This window comes from Micromonospora sp. CNZ309 (assembly GCF_002846525.1).
On the sequence record NZ_PJNG01000001.1, the window covers coordinates 810872 to 836043 of the forward strand.

General features: G+C 75.8%; 2 protein-coding genes. Both read left to right on the forward strand.

Translation table 11 applies throughout. From position 1 onward, the window contains the following. Positions 1–38 precede the first annotated feature (38 nt). Entirely contained in the window at positions 39–14168 is a 14130-nt protein-coding gene (locus CLT72_RS03125) for a type I polyketide synthase (protein ID WP_101409425.1), read from the forward strand. 47 nt (positions 14169–14215) lie between these two features. Next, positions 14216–25162, forward strand: a complete 10947-nt coding sequence (locus CLT72_RS03130; RefSeq protein WP_101409426.1) for a type I polyketide synthase — start codon at positions 14216–14218, stop codon at positions 25160–25162. Positions 25163–25172: the final 10 nt, after the last annotated feature.

Below are 25172 nucleotides of genomic sequence, written 5' to 3' on the forward strand. Positions count from 1 at the left end.
CGCAACGACATCGGCATGCCGAGTGAGGTAGGTCCACGGTGAGCAACGAGGACGAGAAGTACGTCGAGTACCTGAAGCGTACGACCTCGGAGCTGCGGCGTACCCGGCGGCGGCTGCGCGAGCTGGAGGCCCGGGACTCCGAGCCCATCGCCATCGTGGCGATGAGCTGCCGCTACCCGGGCGGGGTCGACAGCCCCGAGGCGCTGTGGCAGCTCGTGCACGACGGCGGCGACGGCATCGGGCCGTTCCCCGCCGACCGGGGCTGGGACCTGGAGCACCTGTTCCACCCCGACCCGGACCACCCGGGCACCAGCTACGTGCGCGAGGGCGGCTTCGTCTACTCCGCCGCCGACTTCGACGCCGACCTGTTCGGCATCTCGCCGCGCGAGGCCGTCGCCATGGACCCGCAGCAGCGGCTGCTGCTGGAGACCTCCTGGGAGGCGTTCGAGCGGGCCGGACTGCCGCTGCCGGCCGTACGGGGCAGCCGCACCGGCGTCTTCGTCGGGGCGTCGTCGCACGGCTACGACGGCATGATGGCGCAGGCCGAGAACGGCGAGGGGCACCTGCTCACCGGCAACGCCACCAGCGTCATCTCCGGCCGCGTCGCGTACACCCTCGGGCTGGAGGGGCCGGCGGTCACCGTCGACACCGCCTGCTCGTCCTCGCTGGTCGCCATCCACCTGGCCGCGCAGGCCCTGCGCAACGGCGACTGCGAGCTGGCGCTGGCCGGCGGCGTGACGGTGATGCCCACCCCGGCGGTCTTCGTCGGCTTCAGCCGGCAGCGCGGCCTCGCCGCCGACGGCCGGTGCAAGGCGTTCGCCGCCGGCGCGGACGGCACCTCGTGGTCCGAGGGCATCGGCATGCTGCTGCTCACCCGGCTCTCCGACGCGCAGCGGCACGGGTACCCGGTGCTCGCCGTGGTGCGGGGCAGCGCGGTGAACCAGGACGGCGCGTCCAACGGGCTCAGCGCCCCGCACGGCCCCTCCCAGGTGCGCGTCATCCGCCAGGCCCTGGGCAACGCCCGGCTCACGCCCGAGCAGGTCGACGTGGTGGAGGCCCACGGCACGGGCACCCGGCTCGGCGACCCGATCGAGGCGCAGGCGCTGCTGGCCACGTACGGGCAGGACCGCGACGAGGCCGCGCCGCTGCTGCTCGGGTCGGTCAAGTCGAACATCGGGCACACCCAGGCCGCCGCCGGCGTGGCCGGCGTGATCAAGATGGTGATGGCGATGCGGCACGGCGTCGTGCCGCCCACCCTGCACGTCGACGAGCCGTCCCCGCACATCGACTGGACCGCCGGGGCGGTCGCCCTCGCCACCGCCGCGACGCCGTGGCCGGCCGTGGACCGGCCGCGCCGCGCCGCAGTGTCGTCGTTCGGCGTCTCCGGCACCAACGCGCACACCATCATCGAGCAGGCACCGGCCCTCGCCGAGGCCGAGGCGGAGGCCGAGGCGGAGCCGACCGCGCCGGCGACCCGCACGGTGGCCCCCGTGCTGCTCTCCGCCCGTTCCGAGGCCGCGCTCGCCGCGCAGGCCGGCCGCTGGGCCGCCCGCCTCGCCGCCGACGAGACCCTCCGCCCGCTGGACGTGGCCTTCTCGTCGGTCGCCTCCCGCTCCACCCTGGACCGCCGCGCCGTGGTGTCCGCGACCGGCCGCGACGACCTGCTCGCGGGGCTGCGCGCCCTCGCCGCCGGGGAACCGGCCGGCACCGTCGTCACCGGCGCCGGGGCGCCGCGCGGCCAGCTCGCGCTGCTCTTCTCCGGCCAGGGCGCGCAGCGCGCCGGCATGGGCCGCGAGCTGTACGCCGAGTTCCCGGTCTTCGCCGCCGCCCTCGACGAGGTGTGCGGGTACCTGGACCGGGCCCTGCCGCGCTCCCTGCGCGAGGTGCTCTTCGCCGCCGAGGGCTCGGCCGACGCCGAGCTGCTGGACCGGACGGTGTTCACGCAGGCGGGTCTGTTCGCCGTCGAGGTGGCGCTGTTCCGCCTCGTCGAGTCCTTCGGCATCGCCCCCGACCTGGTCGCCGGCCACTCGATCGGCGAGGTGACGGCCGCGCACGTGGCCGGGGTGCTGTCGCTGGAGCACGCGTGTGCGCTGGTGGCGGCGCGGGGGCGGCTGATGCAGGCGCTGCCGGAGGGCGGCGGGATGCTGGCCGTCGCGGCGGCCGAGGCCGACGTGCTGGCCACGCTGGACGGGCTGGCCGAGGTGGGGATCGCGGCGGTCAACGGGCCGGCCTCGGTCGTGGTCTCCGGTGCGGTCGACGCTCTCGACGAGGTGGAGCGGGTCTGGCGCGACCGGGGCGTGCGCACGCGCCGGTTGACCGTGAGTCACGCGTTCCACAGTCCGCTGATGGAGCCGATGCTCGCCCGGTTCCGCGCGGTGCTCGACAAGCTCACCTTCGCCGCGCCGTCGCTGCCGGTCGTGTCGAACGTGACCGGTGCGCTCGCCGACGCCGACGAGATCCGTACGGCCGACTACTGGGTGCGCCACGTCCGCGAGGCCGTCCGCTTCGCCGACGGAATCGCCGCGCTGCGGGCCGCCGGGGCGGACACGTTCCTGGAGATCGGGCCGCGCAGCGTACTGACCGCCATGGTCGGCGACGCCCTGTCGGGCGGGGACGGCGTGCTCGCCGTGCCGGCGCAGCGCGGGGACCGGCCCGAGGCCCACGGGCTGCTGGCCGGGCTGGCCGAGCTGCACGTGCGCGGGATGGCCGTCGACTGGCAGCCGTGGTTCGCCGACACCGGCGCCCGGCGGGTGGACCTGCCCACGTACGCGTTCCAGCACCAGCGCTACTGGCCGGAGCTCGGCGGCACCGCCGCGACCGCCGCGTCGGGCGACAGCGCCGAGGGCGACTTCTGGGCGGCCGTGGAGCGCGGGGACCTGACCGGGGTCGCCGCCCACCTGGCCGTGCAGGACGACCCCGCGGCCGTCGAGGCCCTCGCGCCCGCCGTACCCGTGCTGTCGTCGTGGCGGCGGGCCCGGCACCGCGACGCCGTGGTGGACGGCTGGACGTACCGGGTCGACTGGGAGCCGGTACGCCCCGCCGCCGCGCCGGCGCTGACCGGCCGCTGGCTGGTCGTCACCGCCGACACCGACGACGCCGGGGTGGCCGGCACGCTGACCGGCGCCGGCGCCCACGTCGACACCCTCACCGTCGCCCCCGGCGTCGACCGCGCCGAGCTCACCGGGCTGCTGCGCGGCCACGGCGACCAGGGCTGGACGGGAGTGCTCTGCGTGCTCCCCGCGACCGACCGGGCGCTGCCGGACGCCCCGGCCGTCTCCGCCGGCGCCGCGCTGCTGCTCACCCTCACCCAGGCGCTCGCCGACGCCGGCCTGCCCGGCCGGCTCTGGTGCCTCACCCGGGGCGCCGTCCGCGTCGGGGCCGGCGAGACCCTCGCCGACCCCTGGTCCGCCCTGGCCTGGGGCCTGGGCCGGGTCGTCGCCCTCGAACAGCCCGACCGCTGGGGCGGCCTGGTCGACCTGCCCGCCCGCGCCGACCGCACCGCCGCCGACGCGCTGCTCGCCGTCCTCGCCGACGCCGGCCACGACCAGGTGGCGATCCGCCCGCAGGGCGTCTTCGGCCGGCGGCTGGTGCCGGCCGCGCCGCCCGCGGGCGCGGGTTGGCGGCCCGCCGGGACGGTGCTGGTGACCGGTGGTACGGGTGCCCTGGGCCGGCACGTGGCCCGTTGGCTCCTGGCCAACGGGGCGGCCGAGGTGGTGCTGGCCTCGCGGCGGGGCCCGGCGGCGCCGGGCGCGGCCGAGCTGGTCGACGAGCTGGGCGCCGTACGGGTGGTGGCCTGCGACGTCACCGACCGGGCGGCCGTCGACGCCCTCGTGGCGGACCTGCCGGAGCTGACCGCCGTCGTGCACACCGCCGGCGTGGTCGACGACGGCGTCCTCGACGGGCTCGACCTGGGCCGGATGCAGACCGTCCTCGACGGCAAGGTCCGCGCCGCCCAGGTGCTGCACGAGGCCACCGCCCACCGCGACCTCGACGCGTTCGTGCTCTTCTCCTCCCTCGCCGGGGTCATCGGCAGCGCCGGACAGGGCAACTACGCGGCGGCCAACGCCTACCTCGACGCGTTCGCCGCCTGGCGACGCGACCAGGGCCTGCCCGGCACCGCCATCGCCTGGGGCGCCTGGGCCGAGGACGGCATGGCCGCCGCGCTGACCGCCCGACTCGCCCGGGGCGGCGTCGACGCGCTCCCCGCCGCCGAGGCCGTCACCGCCCTCGGCCGGCTGGTCAACACCGCCGAGCCGGCGGTCACCGTCGCCGACGTCGACTGGGGACGCCTCGCCGCCTCCTGGGGCCGCCCGACGCCTCTGATCGCCGCCCTGCCCGGGGTGCCCGCCGTGCCGACCGGCCCCGCCCGCGCCGTGGTGGTCGGCCGGTCCCTGCCGCAGCTCGCCGACCTCGTGCGTACCCAGGCCGCCGTCGTGCTCGGCTATCCGGCCGGCCAGCCGCTGCCCGAGCGCACCTTCCGCGACCTCGGCTTCGACTCGCTCACCGCCGTCGAGCTGCGCAACCGGCTCACCGCCGAGACCGGCATGACCCTGCCCGCCACGCTGGTGTTCGACCACCCCACGGTCGCCGAACTCGCCGCCCACCTGCACGGCCTCACCGCCGGGCACACCACCGGCGAGGTGGTCGCCGACGGCACCGGCCGCGACCGCGAGCCGATCGCCATCGTCGCGATGAGCTGCCGTTTCCCCGGCGGCGTCACCTCGCCCGAGCAGCTCTGGGACCTCGTCGCCACCGGCACCGACGCGATGAGCCTGATGCCCGGCGAGCGCGGCTGGAACCTCGCCGAGCTGTACCACCCCGACCCCGAGCACCTCGGCACCAGCTACGTCCGGGAGGGCGGCTTCGTCGCCGGAGCCGGCGAGTTCGACCCGGCCTTCTTCGGCATCAGCCCCCGCGAGGCCCTCGCCATGGACCCGCAGCAGCGGCTGCTGCTGGAGGCCACCTGGGAGGCGTTCGAGCGGGCCCGGATCGACCCGACCGCGCTGCGCGGCAGCCGCACCGGCGTGTACGTCGGCACCAACGGCCAGGACTACGGCTCGCTGCTGATGGCCGCCGGGGACGTCGACGAGAACTACCTCGCCACCGGCACCTCCGCCAGCGTCATCTCCGGCCGGCTGGCGTACACCTTCGGGCTGCACGGCCCGGCGGTCACCGTCGACACCGCCTGCTCGTCGTCGCTGGTCGCGATGCACCTGGCCGCGCAGGCCCTCCAGACGGGCGAGTGCGACCTCGCCCTGGCCGGCGGCGCCACCGTGATGGCCACCCCCGGCATCTTCGTCGGCTTCTCCCGCCAGCGCGGCCTCGCCGCCGACGGCCGGTGCAAGCCGTTCGCCGGGGCCGCCGACGGCACCGGCTGGGGTGAGGGCGTCGGCCTGCTGGTGCTCCAGCGCCTCTCCGACGCCCGCCGCGACGGCAACCCGATCCTGGCCGTGCTGCGCGGCAGCGCCGTCAACCAGGACGGCGCCTCCAACGGCCTCACCGCCCCCAACGGCCCCGCCCAGCAGCGGGTGATCCGCCAGGCCCTCGCCAACGCCGGACTCACCGCCGACCAGGTGGACGCCGTCGAGGCGCACGGCACCGGCACCACCCTCGGCGACCCCATCGAGGCGCAGGCGCTCATCGCCACGTACGGGCAGGACCGCCCCGCCGACCGGCCGCTCTGGCTCGGCTCGATCAAGTCGAACATCGGGCACACCCAGGCCGCCGCCGGCGTCGCCGGGGTGATGAAGATGGTCCTGGCCATGCGGCACGGGGTGCTGCCGCCCACCCTGCACGTGGACGAGCCCACCCCGCACGTCGACTGGAGCGCCGGCAGCGTCGAGCTGCTCACCTCCGCCCGCCCCTGGGAGCCGGCCGACGGCGTACGCCGCGCCGCCGTCTCCTCGTTCGGCATCAGCGGCACCAACGTGCACACCATCCTCGAACAGGCCCCCGCCGACGAGCCCGAGCCGGTGGCCGGCGGGCCGACCGGGGAGCTGCCCTGGGTGCTCTCCGGGCGCACCGTCGACGCCCTCACCGCCCGCACCCGGGACCTGCTCGACCACCTCGACACCGTCGACGACGACAACCTCGCCGCCGTCGGCTGGTCGCTGGCCGCCACCCGCGCCGCCCACGACCACCGGGCCGTCGTCTTCGCCACCGACCGCGCCGAACTGACCGCGTCCCTCGACGCGCTCGCCGCCGGCCGGCCCAGCCCGCAGACCGTCACCCGCGTCCCCGGCACCCCGGGCGAGGTCGCCTTCGTCTTCCCGGGCCAGGGCTCCCAGTGGGTCGGGATGGCCGCCGAACTGCTCGACACCGCACCGGTCTTCGCCGAGAAGTTCGCCGCCTGCGCCGAGGCGCTGCGCCCGTACGTCGACTGGTCGCCCACCGACGTGGTGCGCGGCGCGCCGGACGCCCCGTCGTTGGAGCGGGTCGACGTCGTGCAGCCCACCCTGTTCGCGGTCAGCGTCTCGCTCGCCGCGCTCTGGGAGTCGTACGGGGTGCGCCCCTCCGCCGTCGTCGGCCACTCCCAGGGCGAGATCGCCGCCGCGTACGTGGCTGGCGGCCTCACCCTGGACGACGCGGCGGCCGTGGTGGCGCTGCGCAGCCGGATCATCGCCGGCATCGCCGGGGACGGCGGCATGGTCTCGGTCGCCACCACCGCCGACGAGGCCAACGGCACGATCACCCGCTGGGCCGGCCGGGTCGCCCTGGCCGCCGTCAACGGACCCACCTCCGTCGTGGTCTCCGGCGACAGCGCCGCCCTCGACGAGCTGGTCGCCCACTACGAGTCCCACGAGGTGCGGGTACGCCGCGTCCCCGTGGACTACGCCTCCCACTCCGCCCACGTCGAGCAACTGCGCGGGCAGCTCCTGGAACTGCTCGCCGGGCTGCGGCCCCGCACCGGCGAGGTCCGGTTCCGCTCCACCGTGGAGGGCGACTGGCTCGACACCGCCGCCCTCGACGCCGACTACTGGTACCGCAACCTGCGGCAGACCGTCCGCTTCGACGAGGCGGTGCGCAGCCTCGTCGCGGCCGGCTACCAGACCTTCGTCGAGGTCAGCGCGCACCCCGTGCTGACCATGGCCGTGCAGGAGAGCGTCGAGCTGGCCGCCGCCGAACCGGACGCGGTCACCGTCACCGGCAGCCTCCGCCGGGGCGAGGGTGGCCTCGGCCGCTTCCTGCGCGCCCTGGCCGAGGTCTGGACCGGTGGTACGCCGGTGGACTGGCGGCCCGCCTTCACCGGCCTCGCCGGACGCCGCCTCGACCTGCCCACGTACCCGTTCCAGCGGCAGCTGTACTGGCCGCAGCCGTCCACCGCGCCCGCCCCGGCCGCCGGCAGCGGCACCGCGCCCGTGGCCGACGACGAGGTCGACGCCCGGTTCTGGGCGGCCGTCGAGGCGGAGGATCTGAACGCCCTCACCGCCGAACTCGCCGCCACGACCGAGTCGCGGCCCATCCCGGAGACGGCGTTCGCCGACGTGCTGCCCGTCCTCGCCGCCTGGCGCCGCCGACACCGCGACCAGGCCACCGTCGACTCCTGGCGGTACCGGGACAGTTGGACGCCCGTCGCCCCCGACGCCGCCGGCGAGCCCGTCGTCACCGGCACCTGGTGGCTGCTCACCGGTCCCGACGACACCGGCGCGGCCGAGGCCGCCTTCTGCGCCGAGGCGGTGCGGCGGCACGGCGGCACCGTCGTACCGCTGGCGCTGGACGCCGACCGCACGGACCGCGCGGCACTCGCCGCCCGGCTGCGCGACCTGGCCGACGGCGGCTCCCGCCCCGCCGGGATCCTGTCGCTGCTGCCGCTCGACGAGACGCCCGCCCCGGCGCACCCGTCGGTGCCGGTCGGCTTCGCCGGCACGGTCACCCTCGTGCAGGCGCTCGGCGACGCCGGCGTCCGCGCCCCGCTGTGGTGCCTCACCCGGGGTGCCGTCGCCACCGGCCCGGCCGATCCGCTGCCGCACCCGCTCCAGCAGCTCACCTGGGGCTTCGGCCGGGTCGCCGCCCTCGAGCACCCCGACCGCTGGGGTGGCCTCGTGGACCTCCCCGACGAGCTCGACGACGCGGCCGGCCGCCGGCTGGTCCGCGTCCTCGCCGGCGCCGACGGGGAGGACCAGGTCGCGCTGCGGTGGGCCGGCGCCTTCGGCCGGCGACTGCTGCACGCCCCGCTCGGCGACACCCCCGCCCCGCGCACCTGGCGGCCCTCCGGCACCGCCCTGGTCACCGGCGGCACCGGCGCGCTCGGCGGACACATGGCCCGCTGGCTCGCCGCCAACGGCGCCGCCCACCTGGTGCTGGTCAGCCGGCGCGGCCGGCAGGCCGACGGCATCGCCGACCTCGAGGCCGAGCTGGTCGCACTGGGCGCCCGGGTGACCGTCGCGGCCTGCGACGCCGCCGACCGCTCGGCGCTCGCCGCCGTCCTGGCCGACCTGCCGCCCGAGCACCCGCTGACCACCGTCGTGCACACCGCCGCCGTCCTCGACGACTCGGTGATCAACTCGCTGACCCTGGAGCAGGTCGACTACGCGCTCAGCGCGAAGGTCACCGCCGCGCTGAACCTGCACGAGCTGACCCGCGAGCTGAACCTCGACGCGTTCATCCTGTTCTCCTCGATGGCCGGCACCGTCGGCAGCTCCGGCGTGGGCAACTACGCCCCCGGCAACGCGTTCCTCAACGCCCTCGCCGAGCACCGGCGGGCCCTCGGCCTGCCCGCCACCTCCATCGGCTGGGGCGCCTGGGGCGGCGGCGGCATGGCCGACGGCGAGTTCGGCCGGATGCTGCACCGCCACGGCGCACCCGAGATGCCCCCGCGCCTCGCCGTCGCGGCCCTGCACCAGGCCGTCGAGCACGACGAGACGTTCCTGACCATCTCCAACATCGCCTGGGACCGGTTCTTCGTCGCGTTCACCGCCACCCGACCCGGCCCGCTGATCTCGGAGATCCCCGAGGCGCAGCGGTTGCAGGCCACCAAGGGCCTCGCCGAGACGAAGGAGACCGACGAGGCCGGCCCGTCCGGCGCGTTCACCCGGATGAGCGCCGCCGAGCGTCAGCAGGCGCTGCTCGACCTGGTCCGCGACCAGGCCGCCACCGTCCTGAAGTACGCCGACGGCCAGGCCGTCGACCCGCACCACGCGTTCCGCGACCTCGGCTTCGACTCGGTGACCGCGGTGGAGTTGCGCAACCGGCTCGCCACCGCCACCTCGCTGCGGCTGCCCGTGACCCTGGTCTTCGACTACCCGTCGCCGACCGCGCTCGCCCGGCACCTGCACGAGGAACTGGGCGGCGAGGCCGCCGTGGCCGTCGAGACCGCCCCGGTGGCGCTCGGCGACGACGAGCCGGTGGCCATCGTCGCCATGTCCTGCCGCTTCCCCGGCGGGGCCAACGACCCCGAGCGGTTCTGGCAGATGCTGCACGCCGGCCGCGACGCCGTGTCCGACCTCCCCGGCGATCGGGGTTGGGACGTCGAGCGCCTCTACGACCCCGACCCCTATTCCACCGGCACCTCCTACGTCCGCAGCGGCGCCTTCCTCTACGAGGCGGCGGAGTTTGATGCCGGTTTCTTCGGGATTTCCCCCCGCGAGGCGTTGGCCATGGATCCGCAGCAGCGGTTGCTGCTGGAGGTTTCGTGGGAGGCGGTCGAGCGGGCAGGGGTTGAGCCTGGGGTCCTTCGGGGTTCGCGAACAGGGGTGTTCGTGGGCACGAATGGTCAGGACTATGGGGCCCTGCTGATGGTGGCGGGGGACGAGGTGGAGGGCTTCGCGGGCACGGGCAACGCCGCGAGTGTGGTGTCGGGTCGGGTGGCGTACGCGTTGGGGTTGGAGGGGCCGGCGGTGTCGGTGGACACGGCGTGTTCGTCGTCGTTGGTGGCGTTGCACCTGGCGGTGCAGTCCCTGCGGCGCGGCGAGTGCGACCTCGCCCTCGCCGGCGGCGTGACCGTGATGGCGACGCCCGGGCTGTTCGTGGAGTTCTCCCGGCAGCGGGGCCTGGCGGCCGACGGCCGGTGCAAGGCGTTCGCGGCGGGTGCGGACGGCACGGGCTGGGGCGAGGGCGTGGGCATGCTGCTCGTGGAGCGGTTGTCGGACGCGCGGCGCAACGGCCACGAGGTGCTGGCGATCGTGCGGGGCAGCGCGGTCAACCAGGACGGTGCCTCCAACGGGTTGACGGCGCCGAACGGCCCGTCGCAGCAGCGGGTGATTAGGCAGGCCCTGGCCTCGGCGCGGCTCTCCACGGCCGACGTGGACGTGGTGGAGGCGCACGGCACCGGCACGACGCTGGGTGACCCGATCGAGGCGCAGGCCCTGCTGGCCACGTACGGGCAGGAGCGCGACGAGCCGCTGCTGCTCGGCTCGGTGAAGTCGAACATCGGCCACACCCAGGCCGCCGCCGGCGTCGCCGGCGTGATCAAGATGGTGCTGGCGATGCGCGAGGGCGTGGTCCCGGCGACGCTGCACGTGGACGAGCCGTCGCCGCACATCGACTGGACCTCCGGCGCGGTGGAGCTGGCGACGGAGTCGCGGCCGTGGCCGGCCGTGGACCGGGCGCGCCGGTCGGCGGTGTCCTCGTTCGGCATCTCCGGCACGAACGCCCACGTCATCATCGAACTGCCCGAGGACCGGCCCGCCGAGAGCGCGGAACCCGAGGCCACTGAGGGCCACAGCCCGGGGCTCGTGGCCTCCGACGTCGTCGTCTGGACGGTGTCGGGGCGGTCGAAGGGCGCGCTGGCTGGTCAGGCCGCCCGCCTGGCCCAGCACGTCCGGGCGCACGCCGACATCGACGCGGCGGCGGTGGGCTGGTCCCTGGCGGCCACGCGGTCGACGTTCGACCAGCGGGCCGCCGTCGTCGGGGCCACCGTGGCCGAGCTGGTGGCGGGGCTCGACGCCCTGTCCGCCGGCGCGCCGGCGGGGAACCTCGTCACGGGTACGGCCTCCGGGACCGGCGCGGTGTTCGTGTTCCCGGGTCAGGGTGCGCAGTCGGCGCGGATGGCGGCGGGTCTGGTGGGTCGTACGCCGGTGTTCGACGCCAGGTTGGCGGAGTGTCAGCGGGCCCTTGCCCCGTACCTCGATGTCGACCTGGTGTCGGTGTTGACGGGTGACGACGAGTCGTGGCTCGACCGGGTCGAGGTCGTGCAGCCGGTGCTGTGGGCCGTGGGTATGGCCCTCGCCGCCGTGTGGCAGCACGCGGGTGTGGTTCCGGCTGCGGTGGTCGGTCACTCGCAGGGCGAGATCGGTGCGGCGTGCGTGGCCGGGATTCTGTCCCTGGAGGACGCGGCGAAGGCCGTGGCGCTGCGGTCGCGGGCGCTGACGGTGCTGCGGGGCACGGGGACGATGGCGTCGGTGGACCTGTCGGCCGACGCCGTGGCTGAGCGGCTCGGGGAGTTCCCCGGCGTGGGTGTCGCGGCCGTCAACGGCCCGTCCACCGTCGTGGTCTCCGGCCCGCCGCAGCCGGTCGCGGACCTGGTGGAGTCGTGTCAGGCCGACGGGGTGCGCGCCCGGTTGATCCCGGTGGACTACGCGTCGCACTCGGCGGCCGTGCAGGAGGTCGCCGAGCAGTTGCGCGCCGATCTGGCCGACGTGACTTCGCGACAGGGCCACGTCCGACTCGTCTCCACGCTCACCGGAGACTGGGTCGACCCGGCGTCGATGACGGCGGACTACTGGTACGACAACCTGCGGCAGACCGTGCAGTTCGACGCCGCCGTGCGGGTGGCCGTCGAGGCGGGTCACACGACGTTCGTGGAGATCTCCCCGCATCCGGTGTTGACGATGCCGGTGACGGCGATCCTGGACGACGCCGGCGCGGCCGGGCACACCCTGGGCAGCCTGCGCAGGGGCGACGACGACGCGACGCGGCTGCTGACCAACCTCGCCACCGCCCACGCGATCGGCCTGCCCGTCGACCTGACGACGGTCCTCGCCGAGACCGACATCGTGGCGCTGCCCACGTACGCCTTCGACCGCAGCCGCTTCTGGCCCACCACGGCGACCGGTCAGGGCGACACCGAGGAGACCCCGAGCGGCGTCGACTCGGCGTTCTGGGCGGCCGTCGAACGCGAGGACCTGGCCGCGCTCGCGGAACTCACCGAGCAGGACGCCACGGAATCGCTGGAACGGCTGGGCGCGGCCCTGCCCGTACTCGCCTCCTGGCGGCGGCAGCAGCGCAACCGGTCCAGCCTCGACGACCTGCGGTACCGCAGCGTCTGGCAGCCGTACACCGGCACGCCCGTCAGCTTCCTCCCCGGCGCCTGGTGGGTCGTCGCCGACGAGCGGCACCCGGAGGAGGGCGAGGCCGCCGTCGCCGAGCTGACCCGCCGGGGCGCCGACGTCCGACTGGTGCTGGTACCGGAGAACCTGACCGACCGGGCCGCCCTCGCCGCGCGCCTGACCGGCGCCGCCCGCACCGCCGACGGCGAACCGGCCCCGGTGGACGGGGTGCTGTCGCTGCTCGCCCTCGCCGACGGCGCGGTCGACGACACCCAGCCGGTGCCGCCCTTCCTCGCCCGCTCGCTGGCGCTGATCCAGGCGCTCGGGGACCTCGACGTCGCCGCGCCGCTGTGGTGCGTCACCCGGGGCGCCGCCGGCACCACCCGGGGCGGTACGCCCGGCCGGCCGGAGCAGTCGCTGCTCTGGGGCCTCGGCCGGGTCGTGGCCCTGGAGCACCCCGAGCGGTGGGGCGGCCTGGTCGACGTACCGGCCACCCTGGACGACCACGGCTGGGACCTGCTCTGCGCCGCCCTCGCCGGCCTCGACGGCGAGGACCAGCTCGCGATCGACGGCGCCACCATCCTCGTACGCCGGCTGGTGCGGGCGCCCGGCGGCGAGGCGCCCACCGACGAGGCCGGCTACCCGGGCACGACGCTGGTCACCGGCGGCACCGGCGCGCTCGGCGCGGAGGTGGCCCGCTGGCTGGCCGCCCGGGGCGCCGAGCACCTGATGCTCGTCAGCCGCCGCGGCGCGGACGCCCCCGGCGCAGCCGAGCTGGTCCGCGAGCTGACCGGGGCGGGCACCCGGGTGACCGTCGCGGCCTGCGACGTCGCCGACCGGGCGGCGCTGGCCAAGCTGCTCGACGAGGTACCCGCCGACGCGCCGCTGACCAGCGTCGTGCACGCGGCCGGCGTCCTCGAGGACGGGGTGCTCGACGGGCTCACCGCCGACCGCCTCGCCACCGTCCTGCGACCCAAGGTGCTCGGCGCCCTGCACCTGCACGAGCTGACCGTCGGGCGGGAACTGCGCGCGTTCGTGCTGTTCTCCGCGATGGCCGGCCAGCTCGGCGCCGCCGGTCAGGGCAGCTACGCCGCCGCCAACGCCTACCTCGACGCCCTCGCCGAGCAACGGCACCGCCAGGGCCTGCCGGCCACCTCGGTCGCCTGGGGCCCCTGGACGGCCGGCGGGATGGCCGCCACCGACCAGGCCGTCGAGGAGCGCCGCCGGCGCACCGGCGTGGCCCGCCTCGACACCGCGCCCGCGCTCACGGCGCTCGCGCAGTGCGTCGCGCGGGGCGAGCCGGCGACGATGGTGGCCGGCATCGACTGGGCCCGCTACGTGCCCGGGTTCGTCGCCGTGCGGCCCAGCCCGCTCATCGCGGGCGTCGCCGAGGCGCGCCGGGCCGTCGCCGAGCGGGCCGAGGACACCGGCGTCTCCGCGGAGTCCCTGGCCGCCCTGCTCGCCGGGCAGACCGACGCCGAACGACGCAAGAGCCTGCTGGAACTGGTACGCGGGCAGGCCGCCGCGGTGCTCGGGCACGCCTCGATGGACGCCGTGGAGCCGGACCGGGCGTTCCGCGAACTCGGGTTCGACTCGCTGACCGCCGTGGAACTGCGCAACCGGCTCACCGCGGCGACCGGCGTCCGGCTGCCCGCCACGGTGGTGTTCGACTACCCGACCGCCGCCGGTCTGGCCGAGTACGTGCGGGCCGCGATCGTCGACGGCGGGGTGGTCGGGGTCGCACCGGTCTTCGGTGAGCTGGACAGGTTGGAAGCGGCGCTCTCCGGCTCGGCGCCGGACCGCAGCGCCCGAATTCGGATCACCGAGCGGCTGCGGGCGCTGCTGGCCTCACTCAACGAGGCCGACGCGCCGGCGGACGGCGACACCGTCGCCGAGAAGCTCCAGGACGCGACGCCGGACGAGGTCTTCGACTTCATCGACCGCGAGCTGGGGATGTCCTGACGTGATCGCTGCTGCGACGACGGGTCAACACAAGGAGTGCGCGGTCCATGGCTGACGAGGCGAAGCTTCTCGACTACCTCAAGCGGGTCACCGCTGACCTGCACCAGGTGCGCCAGCGCCTGCGCGAGGTGGAGGCCGGTGAACAGGAACCGGTCGCCATCGTCTCCATGAGCTGCCGTTTCCCCGGCGGGGTGCGGTCGCCCGAGGACCTGTGGGAGGTGGTCGCGTCCGGTCGGGACGTGGTCTCCGACTTCCCGGAGGACCGCGGCTGGGACCTCGGGTCGCTCTACGACAGCGACCCCGAGCAGAGCGGTACGTCGTACACGCGGCAGGGCGGCTTCGTCCACGACCTGGCCGACTTCGACCCGGGCTTCTTCGCGATCTCCCCCCGGGAGGCGCTGGCGATGGACCCGCAGCAGCGCTGGCTGCTGGAGACCTCGTGGGAGGCCCTGGAGCGGGCCGGCATCGACCCGCACTCGCTGCGCGGCAGCCGCACCGGCGTCTTCGCCGGCAGCACCGGCCAGGACTACGGCACCGTGCTGATGGGTGCCGCGCAGGGCCTCGAGGGGCACCTGATGACCGGCAACGCCGGCAGCGTGGTCTCCGGCCGCATCGCCTACACCTTCGGGCTGGAGGGGCCGGCCGTCACCATCGACACCGCCTGCTCGTCCTCCCTGGTCGCCCTGCACCTCGCGGGCCAGGCGCTGCGGCAGCGGGAGTGCACCCTGGCCATCGTCGCCGGGGTCACCGCCATGTGCACCCCGGCCGCCTTCGTCGAGTTCTCCCGGCAGCGCGGCCTCGCCGCCGACGGCCGGTGCAAGGCGTTCGCCGCCGCCGCCGACGGGACCGGCTGGTCCGAGGGCGTCGGCGTCCTGGTGCTGGAACGGCTGTCGGACGCGCAGCGCAACGGTCACCCCATCCTCGCCGTGGTGCGGGGCAGCGCGGTGAACCAGGACGGCGCCTCCAACGGCCTGAGCGCCCCCAACGGGCCGTCGCAGCAGCGGGTGATCCAGCAGGCCCTGGCCAACGCCGGCCTCGCCGCCGGTGGCGTGGACGTGGTGGAGGCGCACGGCACCGGCACCCGGCTCGGCGATCCGATCGAGGCGCAGGCGCTGCTGGCCACGTACGGGCAGGACCGGGGCACCTCGGCGCCGCTGCTGCTCGGCTCGGTCAAGTCGAACATCGGCCACGCGCAGGCCGCCGCCGGGGTCGCCGGCGTCATCAAGATGGTCATGGCGATGCGGCACGGGCTCGTGCCGCCCACCCTGCACGTCGACGAGCCGACCCCCGAGGTCGACTGGTCGGCCGGCGAGGTCTCGCTGGTGACCGAGGCGACGCCGTGGCCGGCGGTGGACCGGCCGCGCCGCTCGGCGGTCTCCTCGTTCGGGGTGTCCGGCACCAACGCGCACACCATCCTGGAGCAGGCCCCGGCACCGCAGCAGCCCCCGTCGGCCGCCGCGCCGGTGGTCGAGCGGCCGGTCGTGCCGGTGCCGGTGTCGGCCCGGGACGCGGCCGGCCTCGCCGCGCAGGCGACCCGCTGGGCGGACCGGATCGCCGCCGACGAGACCCTGCGGCCCCTCGACCTGGGCTTCTCGTCGGTCACGTCGCGGTCCAGCCTGGACCACCGCGCCGTGGTCTGCGCGACCGGCCGCGAGGACCTGCTGGCCGGGCTGCGCGCCCTCGCCGCCGGCCAGCCGTCCGGCGCGGTCGTCGCCGGCCAGGCCGGGGGCCGGGGCTCGCTGGCGGTGCTCTTCTCGGGTCAGGGCGCGCAGCGCGCCGGCATGGGCCGCGAGTTGTACGCCGGCTTCCCGGTGTTCGCCGCCGCGCTGGACGAGGTGTGCGTGTATCTGGACGCGTTGCTGCCGCGTCCGTTGCGGGAGGTGCTGTTCGCGCCGGAGGGCTCTGCCGAGGCGGCGCTGCTGGACCGGACGGTGTTCACGCAGGCGGGTCTGTTCGCCGTCGAGGTGGCGCTGTTCCGGCTGGTGGAGTCGTTCGGGGTCGCGCCGGAGTTCGTGGGTGGTCACTCGATCGGTGAGGTGACGGCCGCGTACGTGGCGGGGGTGCTGTCGCTGGCCGACGCGTGTGCGCTCGTCGCCGCGCGGGGGCGGCTGATGCAGGCGCTGCCGGCCGGTGGCGGCATGCTCGCGGTGGCCGCCGACGAGGCGGCGGTGGTCGAGTCGATCGCCGGATCGACCGACCGGGTCGGGATCGCGGCGGTCAACGGGCCGGCCTCGGTCGTGGTCTCCGGTGCGGTCGACGCTCTCGACGAGGTGGAGCGGGTCTGGCGCGACCGGGGCGTGCGCACGCGCCGGTTGACCGTGAGTCACGCGTTCCACAGCCCGCTGATGGAGCCGATGCTCGCCGAGTTCCGTACCGTCCTCGACGGGCTGGAGTTCGCCGCGCCGTCGCTGCCGCTCGTGTCGAATGTGACCGGTGCGCTCGCCGACGCCGACGAGATCCGTACGGCCGACTACTGGGTGCGCCACGTCCGCGAGGCCGTCCGCTTCGCCGACGGAATCACCGCGCTGCGGGCGGCGGGCGTCGACGCGTTCCTGGAGATCGGGCCGCAGAGCGTACTGACCGCGATGGTCGGCGAGATCCTGCCCGTCGACGACGTCGTGCTGGCCGTCGCCGCGCAGCGCAAGGACCGGCCCGGGGAGCAGGGGCTGCTGGCGGGGCTGGCCGAGCTGCACGCGCACGGGGTGGCCGTCGACTGGCAGCCGTGGTTCGCCGACACCGGCGCCCGGCGGGTGGACCTGCCCACGTACGCGTTCCAGCACCAGCGCTACTGGCCGGAGGCGGGCGCCGGGTGGACCGGCGACGTCACCGCGTTCGGCCTGCGGCCCGCGCAGCACCCCCTGCTCGGGGCCGCCGTCGGTGTCGCGCACGCCGAGGGCTTCCTGTTCACCGGACGGCTGGCCCGGCGTACCCACCCGTGGATCTCCGACCACGTCGTCTTCGACACCGTGCTGCTGCCCGGCACCGGCTTCGTCGAACTCGCCCTCCAGGCGGGCGCACACGTTGGCGCGGACCACGTCCGCGAACTCACCCTGGAATCGCCGCTGATCCTGCCGGAGACCGGGGGCGTCGACATCCAGCTCTGGATCGGCCCGGCGGACGAGACCGGCTGCCGGTCCGTGTCGCTGCACTCCGCCCAGGACGGCGAGCCGACCGAGGGCGAGCGGGCCTGGACCCGCAACGCCAGCGGCGTGCTGGCCAGCGGCCCCGCCGCCCCGAGCGGCCCCGTCGGCTGGTCCGACCTGACCACCTGGCCGCCGCCCGGCGCGACCGAGGTCGGCACCGACGACCTGTACCTCAACCTCGCCGCCCAGGGCTACGACTACGGCCCGTCGTTCATCGCCCTGCGCTCCGCGTGGCGGCGCGGCGACGACCTCTTCGCCGAGCTGGCGCTGCCCGAGGCCCCCGCCGCCGAGGCCGGCGGGTACGGCCTGCACCCGGCCCTGCTCGACGCCGCGCTGCACACCCTCGGCCTGACCACGCCGGCCGGTGAGCCCTCCGGGGCCGACATGCCTCCGGGGTACGGCCGGCTGCCGTTCTCCTGGAACGACGTCGCCCTGCACGGCGCCGGCGCCGCGGCGGCCCGCGTCCGGGTCTCGCATACCGGCCCCGACAGCATCTCGCTGCTGCTCACCGACGTCACCGGCGCGCCGGTCATCTCCGTCGGCTCCCTCGTCCTGCGGCCGGTCTCCGCCGACCAGCTCCGCACCGCCTCCGGCGGCGGCACCGAGTCGCTGTTCCGGGTCGAGTGGGCCCCGCTCGCGCTGCCCGCCGGCCCGGCCACCGTCGACTGGGCGGTGCTCGGCGACGCGGCGGCGCTCACCGACGCGGTCGCCGCCACCGGCACGGCCGTGACGGCGTACGCCGACCTGACCGCCCTGGCCACGGCCATGGACGACGGGACGGACGCACCCGGCGTGCTCGTCGTGCCGTTCCTCGACCCGCCCACGTCGGCGGACGTGCCCGGGGCCGTCGCCGAGGTGACGCACCGCGCGCTCGCCGTGCTCCAGCAGTTCCTCGCCGACGACCGCTACACGGCTTCCCGCCTGGTGGTGCTGACCTCAGGCGCGGTCGCCACCGAATGGGACACCGACCTGACCGACCTGGCCGGCGCCGCCGTGATCGGCCTGCTCCGCTCCGCCCAGTCGGAGAACCCCGACCGGTTCGTGCTGGTCGACGTCGACGACATCGCCGGCTGCGCCGCCGCGCTCGTCCCGGCCGTCACGACCGACGAGCCGCAGGTCGTCATCCGGGCGGGCGTCGCCGCCGGTGCCCGGCTCACCCGGGTCCCCGCCGTGGTCGAGCCGCCGGCAGCCCCTTTCGACTCCGACGGCACCGTCCTGATCACCGGCGCCACCGGCACCCTCGGCCAGCTGATGAGCCGGCACCTGGTGGGCACGTACGGCGTCCGGCACCTGATCCTCACCAGCCGGCGCGGCCGCGCCGCCGGGGGCGTCGCGGAGCTCTGCGCCGAACTGGAGGCGCTCGGCGTGAGCGTCACCGTCGCCGCCTGCGACGTCGCCGACCGCGGCGCCGTGGCCGAGCTGCTGGCCGGCATCCCGGCGGAGCACCCGCTCACCGCCGTCATCCACGCCGCCGGCGTCCGCGACGACGGCGTCATCTCCTCGCTCACCCCCGAGCGGATGGACGGCGTGCTGCGGCCCAAGGTCGACGCCGCCTGGCACCTGCACGAGCTGACCGCCGACCTCGACCTGAAGGCGTTCGTCTCGTACTCCTCGCTGGCCGCCACCGCCGGCGGTCCGGGCCAGGGCAACTACGCCGCCGCCAACGCGTTCCTCGACGGGCTGGCCCAGCACCGCAAGGCGCGCGGCCTCGCCGCCCTCACCCTCGCCTGGGGCCTCTGGGCCGACCGCAGCGGCATGACCACCGAGCTGGACGACGTCCACCTCAACCGGATCTCCCGCTCCGGCGTCGCCGCGATGGAGGCCGAGGAGGGGCTCGCCCTCTTCGACGCGGCCTGCCGCACCACCGACGCCGCGCTCGTCCCGGCCCGGCTGGACCTCGCCGCGATGAAGGTGCAGTTCGCCGGCGGGACCATCCCGCCGCTGTACCGGGCGCTGATCCGCACGCCCGCCCGCGCCGCCGCGGCCACCACCGGCGCCTCGCTGGTGCAGCAGCTCGCCGGGCTCGGCGAGTCCGAGCGGGCCGCCGCGCTCGTCGAGATCGTCCGGGGGCAGGCCGCCGCCGTGCTCGGCTACCCCGACCCGGCGGCCATCGAGCCGCGCCGGGCGTTCAGCGAGTTCGGCTTCGACTCGCTCACCGCCGTCGAGATGCGCAACCGACTCAACAACGCGTTCGGGATGCGGCTGCCGGCCACCCTCGTCTTCGACTACCCGACCCCGCACGACCTGGCGGCCTTCCTGGGTACGGAGATCGCCGGCACCCCGGTCCCCGTACGACCCACGACGACCGCCGTGTCGGTCGGCGACGACGAGCCCCTCGCGATCATCGGCATGGCCTGCCGGCTGCCCGGCGGCGTGTGGTCGCCCGACGACCTGTGGCGGCTGGTGGTCGACGGCGTCGACGCGATCAGCGACCTGCCGACCGACCGCGGCTGGGACCTCGACAGCCTCTACAGCCCCGACCCGGACGCCCCCGGCACCTTCTACGCCCGCGGCGGCGGCTTCCTCAGCGGCGTGGACAAGTTCGACCCCGGCTTCTTCGGCATCTCGCCCCGCGAGGCCCTGGCCATGGACCCGCAGCAGCGGCTGCTGCTGGAGACCACCTGGGAGTCCTTCGAATCCGCCGGCATCGACCCCACCGACGTACGGGGCAGCAGCACCGGCGTCTTCGTCGGCACCAGCGGCCAGGACTACGGCTCGCTGCTCGCGTACTCGCCGGAGGCCGCCGAGGGCTACATGCTGACGGGGATGACCAGCAGCGTCATCTCCGGCCGGGTGGCGTACACGTTCGGGCTGGAGGGGCCGGCGGTGTCGCTGGACACGGCCTGCTCGTCCTCCCTCGTCGCCCTGCACTGGGCCGGCCAGGCGCTGCGGCGCGGCGAGTGCGACATGGCCCTCGCCGGCGGCGTCATGGTGATGGCCACCCCGACCGCGTTCGTCGAGTTCTCCCGGCAGCGCGGCCTGGCCGCCGACGGCCGGTGCAAGTCCTTCGCCGCGTCCGCCGACGGCACCGGCTGGTCCGAGGGCGTCGGCATGCTGCTCGTGCAGCGGCTCTCCGACGCCCGCCGGCAGGGGCGCACCGTGTACGCGGTGGTGCGCGGCTCGGCGATCAACCAGGACGGCGCCTCCAACGGTCTGACGGCCCCGAATGGCCCCTCGCAGCAGCGGGTGATCCGGCAGGCCCTCGCGGCGGCGCGCCTGACCGCCGCCGACGTGGACGTGGTCGAGGCGCACGGCACTGGCACCACCCTCGGCGACCCGATCGAGGCGCAGGCCCTGCTCGCCACGTACGGGCGGGAGCGGCCCGCGGACCGGCCCCTGCTGCTCGGCTCGATCAAGTCGAACATCGGCCACGCGCAGGCCGCCGCCGGTGTGGCCGGCGTGATCAAGATGGTGCAGGCCATCCGGCACGGCCTCGTCCCGGCGACGCTGCACGTGGACGAGCCGTCGCCGCACATCGACTGGACCTCCGGCGCGGTCGAACTGGCCACCCAGTCGCGGCCGTGGCCGACGGTGGAGCGCCCGCGCCGGGCGGCGGTGTCGTCGTTCGGCATCTCCGGCACGAACGCCCACGTGATCATCGAGCAGGCCGACGAGCCGCAGGCCGTGGCTCCGGCCGAGCCCGGCCCCGGACTCGTGACCTCCGACGCGGTGCTGTGGTCGCTGTCGGGGCGGTCGAAGGGCGCCCTGACCGGCCAGGCGGCCCGCCTGGCGCAGTACGTGCGCGAGCGCGGCGAGGTCGACGCGGCGGCGGTGGGCTGGTCCCTCGCCGCCACCCGGTCGACGTTCGACCACCGGGGAGCCGTCGTCGGGTCGAGCCTGGAGGAGCTGCTGGCGGGGCTGGACGCCCTGGCGTCGGGGACGCCGGCCGGCAACGTCGTCGCCGGCACCGCCACGCCCCACGGCGCGGGCCCGGTGTTCGTGTTCCCGGGTCAGGGTGCGCAGTCGGCGCGGATGGCGGCCGGCCTGGTGGGTCGTACGCCGGTGTTCGACGCGCGGTTGGCGGAGTGCCAGCGGGCCCTCGCCCCTTACCTCGATGTCGATCTCGTGTCGGTGCTCACCGGCGAGGACGAGTCGTGGTTGGCGCGGGTCGAGGTCGTGCAGCCGGTGCTGTGGGCCGTGGGTATGGCGCTGGCGGCGGTGTGGCAGCACGCGGGTGTGACCCCGGCTGCGGTCGTCGGCCACTCGCAGGGTGAGATCGGCGCGGCCTGCGTCGCTGGCATCCTCAGCCTGGAGGACGCGGCGAAGGCCGTGGCGCTGCGCTCGCGGGCGCTGACGGTGCTGCGGGGCACCGGCACCATGGCGTCGGTCGACCTCTCCGCCGAGGCGGTCGCCGAGCGGCTGCCGGCGTTCCCGGGCGTCGGGGTGGCGGCCGTCAACGGCCCGTCCACCGTCGTGGTCTCGGGTCCGCCGCAGCCGGTCGCCGACCTGGTGGAGTCCTGCCAGGCCGACGGGGTGCGCGCCCGACTGATCCCCGTGGACTACGCCTCCCACTCGGCGGCGGTGCAGGAGGTCGCCGAGCAACTGCGCGCCGACCTCGCCGACGTGACTCCGCAGCAGGGCCACACCCGTCTGGTGTCGACGTTGACGGGGGACTGGGTCGACCCGACCTCGATGACCGCCGCCTACTGGTACGACAACCTGCGGCAGACCGTCCAGTTCGACGCGGCCGTGCGGGTCGCCGTCGCCGCCGGGCACACCACCTTCGTCGAGATCAGCCCGCACCCGGTGCTGACGATGCCGGTCACGGCGATCCTCGACGACGCCGGCGCCACCGGGCACACCCTCGGTAGCCTGCGCAGGGGCGACGACGACGCGACGCGGCTGCTGACCAACCTCGCCACCGCCCACGCGATCGGCCTGCCCGTCGACCTGACGGCCGTGCTGGCCCGCACCGACGCCGTGGCGCTGCCCACGTACGCCTTCGACCACCAGCGGTACTGGGTCGAGCCGCCGCTGCACCGGGCGCAGGACGTCAGCTCCGCCGGCCTCCAGGACGCCGGACACCCGCTGCTCAGCGCCACGCTGACCTTCCCCGACAGCGAGCGGATGGTCTTCACCGGGCGGCTGTCGGTGCGTACCCACCCGTGGCTCGGCGAGCACCGGGTGATGGACAACATCCTGCTGCCCGGCACCGCCTTCGTTGAGCTGGCCACGTACGCCGGTGAGCAGGCCGGCTGCCCGACGGTGGAGGAGCTGACCCTGCTCGCCCCGCTCGTCCTGCCCGAACTCGGCGCGCTCCAGGTGCAGCTCATGGTCGGCGACCGGGACGACGACGGGCGGTGCAGCGTCCAGCTCTACTCCCGGCCCTACCGGGACGGCTCCGACGAGATCCTGGCCGACGTCGCCTGGACCTGCCACGCCACCGGCCTGCTCGGCCCGCAGCCGGCCGACGCCGCACCCGCCTTCGACCTGGGGGTGTGGCCGCCGCCCGGCGCGACGCGCGTCGAGGCCGACGACTTCTACTCCGGCATCGAGGCCACCGTCTTCGGGTACGGCCCGGCCTTCCGCGGCCTGCGCGCCGCGTGGACCCGCGACGACGAGGTCTTCGCCGAGGTCGAGCTGCCCGCCGACCACCACGCCGAGGCCGGCCGCTTCGGCGTGCACCCGGCGCTGCTGGACGGCGCCTTGCAGGCCATGTCGATCGGCGGCTTCCTCGGCCGGATGGGCGACGGCGCCGACGCCAGCGTGCCCCGCCTGCCGTTCGCCTGGACCGGGGTCTCGCTGCTCGCCGCCGGGGCCACCGCCCTGCGCGTCCGCGTCGCGGCGGCCGGCGAGGTCGGCGTCTCCTTCCAGGTGGCCGACGCCACCGGCGCCCCGGTGCTGCACGTCGACTCGCTGATCATGCGCCGGGTCTCGGGCGACTCGCTCGGCGCGGCCCGCTCCGGTCGGCACGAGTCGCTGTTCCAGGTGGACTGGCCGGTGCTGCCGGTGCCCACCGGCCCCGTACCGGCGGCCACCCGCTGGGTGGCGCTCGGCGACGACCTGGCCCTCAGCGCCGCCTGCGAGGCGGCCGGCGCCCGGGTGCGTACCGACGTCGGCCTCGACTCGCTGGGCGACCTGCTCGCCGGGGGTGAGCCGGCGCCCGAGGCGGTGATCGTCCCCGTCGGCGACGTCGGAGACCCGACGGACCCGGCGCTGGCCGGGCAGGCGCGGGCCACCACGCACCGTACCCTCGCCGCGTTGCGGACCTGGCTCGCCGACGACCGGTTCGCCGACTCGCGGCTCGTGCTGGTCACCCGCGACGCGGTCGCAACGGGGGAGCAGCAGGCGGTCAACCTCCGCCAGGCCCCGGTCTGGGGTCTGCTGCGCACCGCGCAGCTCGAACACCCGGGCCGGTGCCAGCTCGTCGACCTCGACGACACCCCGGACAGCGCCGCCGCGTTGGCCGCCGCGATCGCCTCCGGCGAGCCGCAGCTCGCCGTGCGGGCCGGGCAGGTCCGCACGCCACGGCTCGGGCGGGTCCCGGCCGGGGTGGAGCCGCTGCCGGGCGGCATCGACCCGGACGGCACGGTGCTGATCACCGGTGGGACGGGCGTGCTGGGCCGCATCCTGGCCCGCCACCTCGCCACCACCCACGGCGTACGGCACCTGCTGCTGGCCGGGCGGCGCGGCGGGGCGGCCGAAGGGATCGACGACCTGGTCGCCGAACTCGCCGGCGCCGGTACGGAGGTGACCGTCGCGGCCTGCGACGCCGCCGACCCCGACGCCCTGTCGGCGCTGCTGGCCGGGGTGCCCGCCGCGCACCCGCTCACCGCCGTGGTGCACGCCGCCGGCATCCTCGACGACGGCGTGCTGGAGTCGATGACCCCCGAACGGGTGGACGCGGTCGCCGTACCCAAGATCGACGCGGCGTGGCACCTGCACCGCCTCACGGCCGACGCGGACCTCGCGGCCTTCGTCCTGTTCTCCTCGGCGGCGGCCACCCTGGGCAGCGCCGGCCAGTCCAACTACGCGGCGTCGAACGCCTTCCTCGACGCCCTCGCGGCACACCGCCGGGCCCGTGGGCTCGCCGGCATCTCGCTCGCCTGGGGCCTGTGGGAGCAGGCCAGCGGCATGACCGGCCACCTCGGCGACGACGACGTGCGGCGGATGGCCGAGCAGGGCGCCGCCGGCCTCGCCACCGAGCAGGCGCTGAACCTCTTCGACGCCGCGTGGCGGCTCGACGCGGCGGCCGTCGTACCGATGCGCCTGGACGTCGGGACGCTGCGCGGGCAGGCGGAGGCCGGCACCCTCGCGCCCATGCTCCGGGCCCTGGTCCGGGTGCCGCTGCGGCGCTCCGTCGACGCCACCGGCGCCCGCTCCGGCGGGGTGCAGCTCAGCCAGCGACTCGCCGGCCTGGCCGGCCCGGAGCGGCTCAAGGTGGTGCTCGACGTGGTACGGGCGAACATCGCCGCCGTCCTGGGCCACGCCGGCGCCGACGCCGTCGACCCGAACCGGCTCTTCACCGACCTGGGCTTCGACTCGCTCACCGCCGTCGACCTGCGCAACCGGCTCAACGGCCTGTCCGGGCTGCGGCTGCCGGCGACGCTGGTCTTCGACTACCCGACGCCCACGGCGCTCGCCGAGAAGCTGACCAGCGAGATCGCCGCCGACGCGGCGCCCTCCACGCAACCGCTCTTCCAGGGCATCGACACGGTGGAGAGCCTGCTCAACAGCATCCCGCTCGACCCGGCGGCCCGGGCCCGGTTCACCGCCCGCATGCAGGACCTGCTCGCCAAGGCGTCCGACCTGGCGGCGGGGCCCGCCGCCGAGCCGGACCGGCCCGACCTCGACTCGGCCAGCGACGACGAGATCTTCGACTTCATCAGCAAAGAGTTTGGAATCTCCTGAGATGACCAAC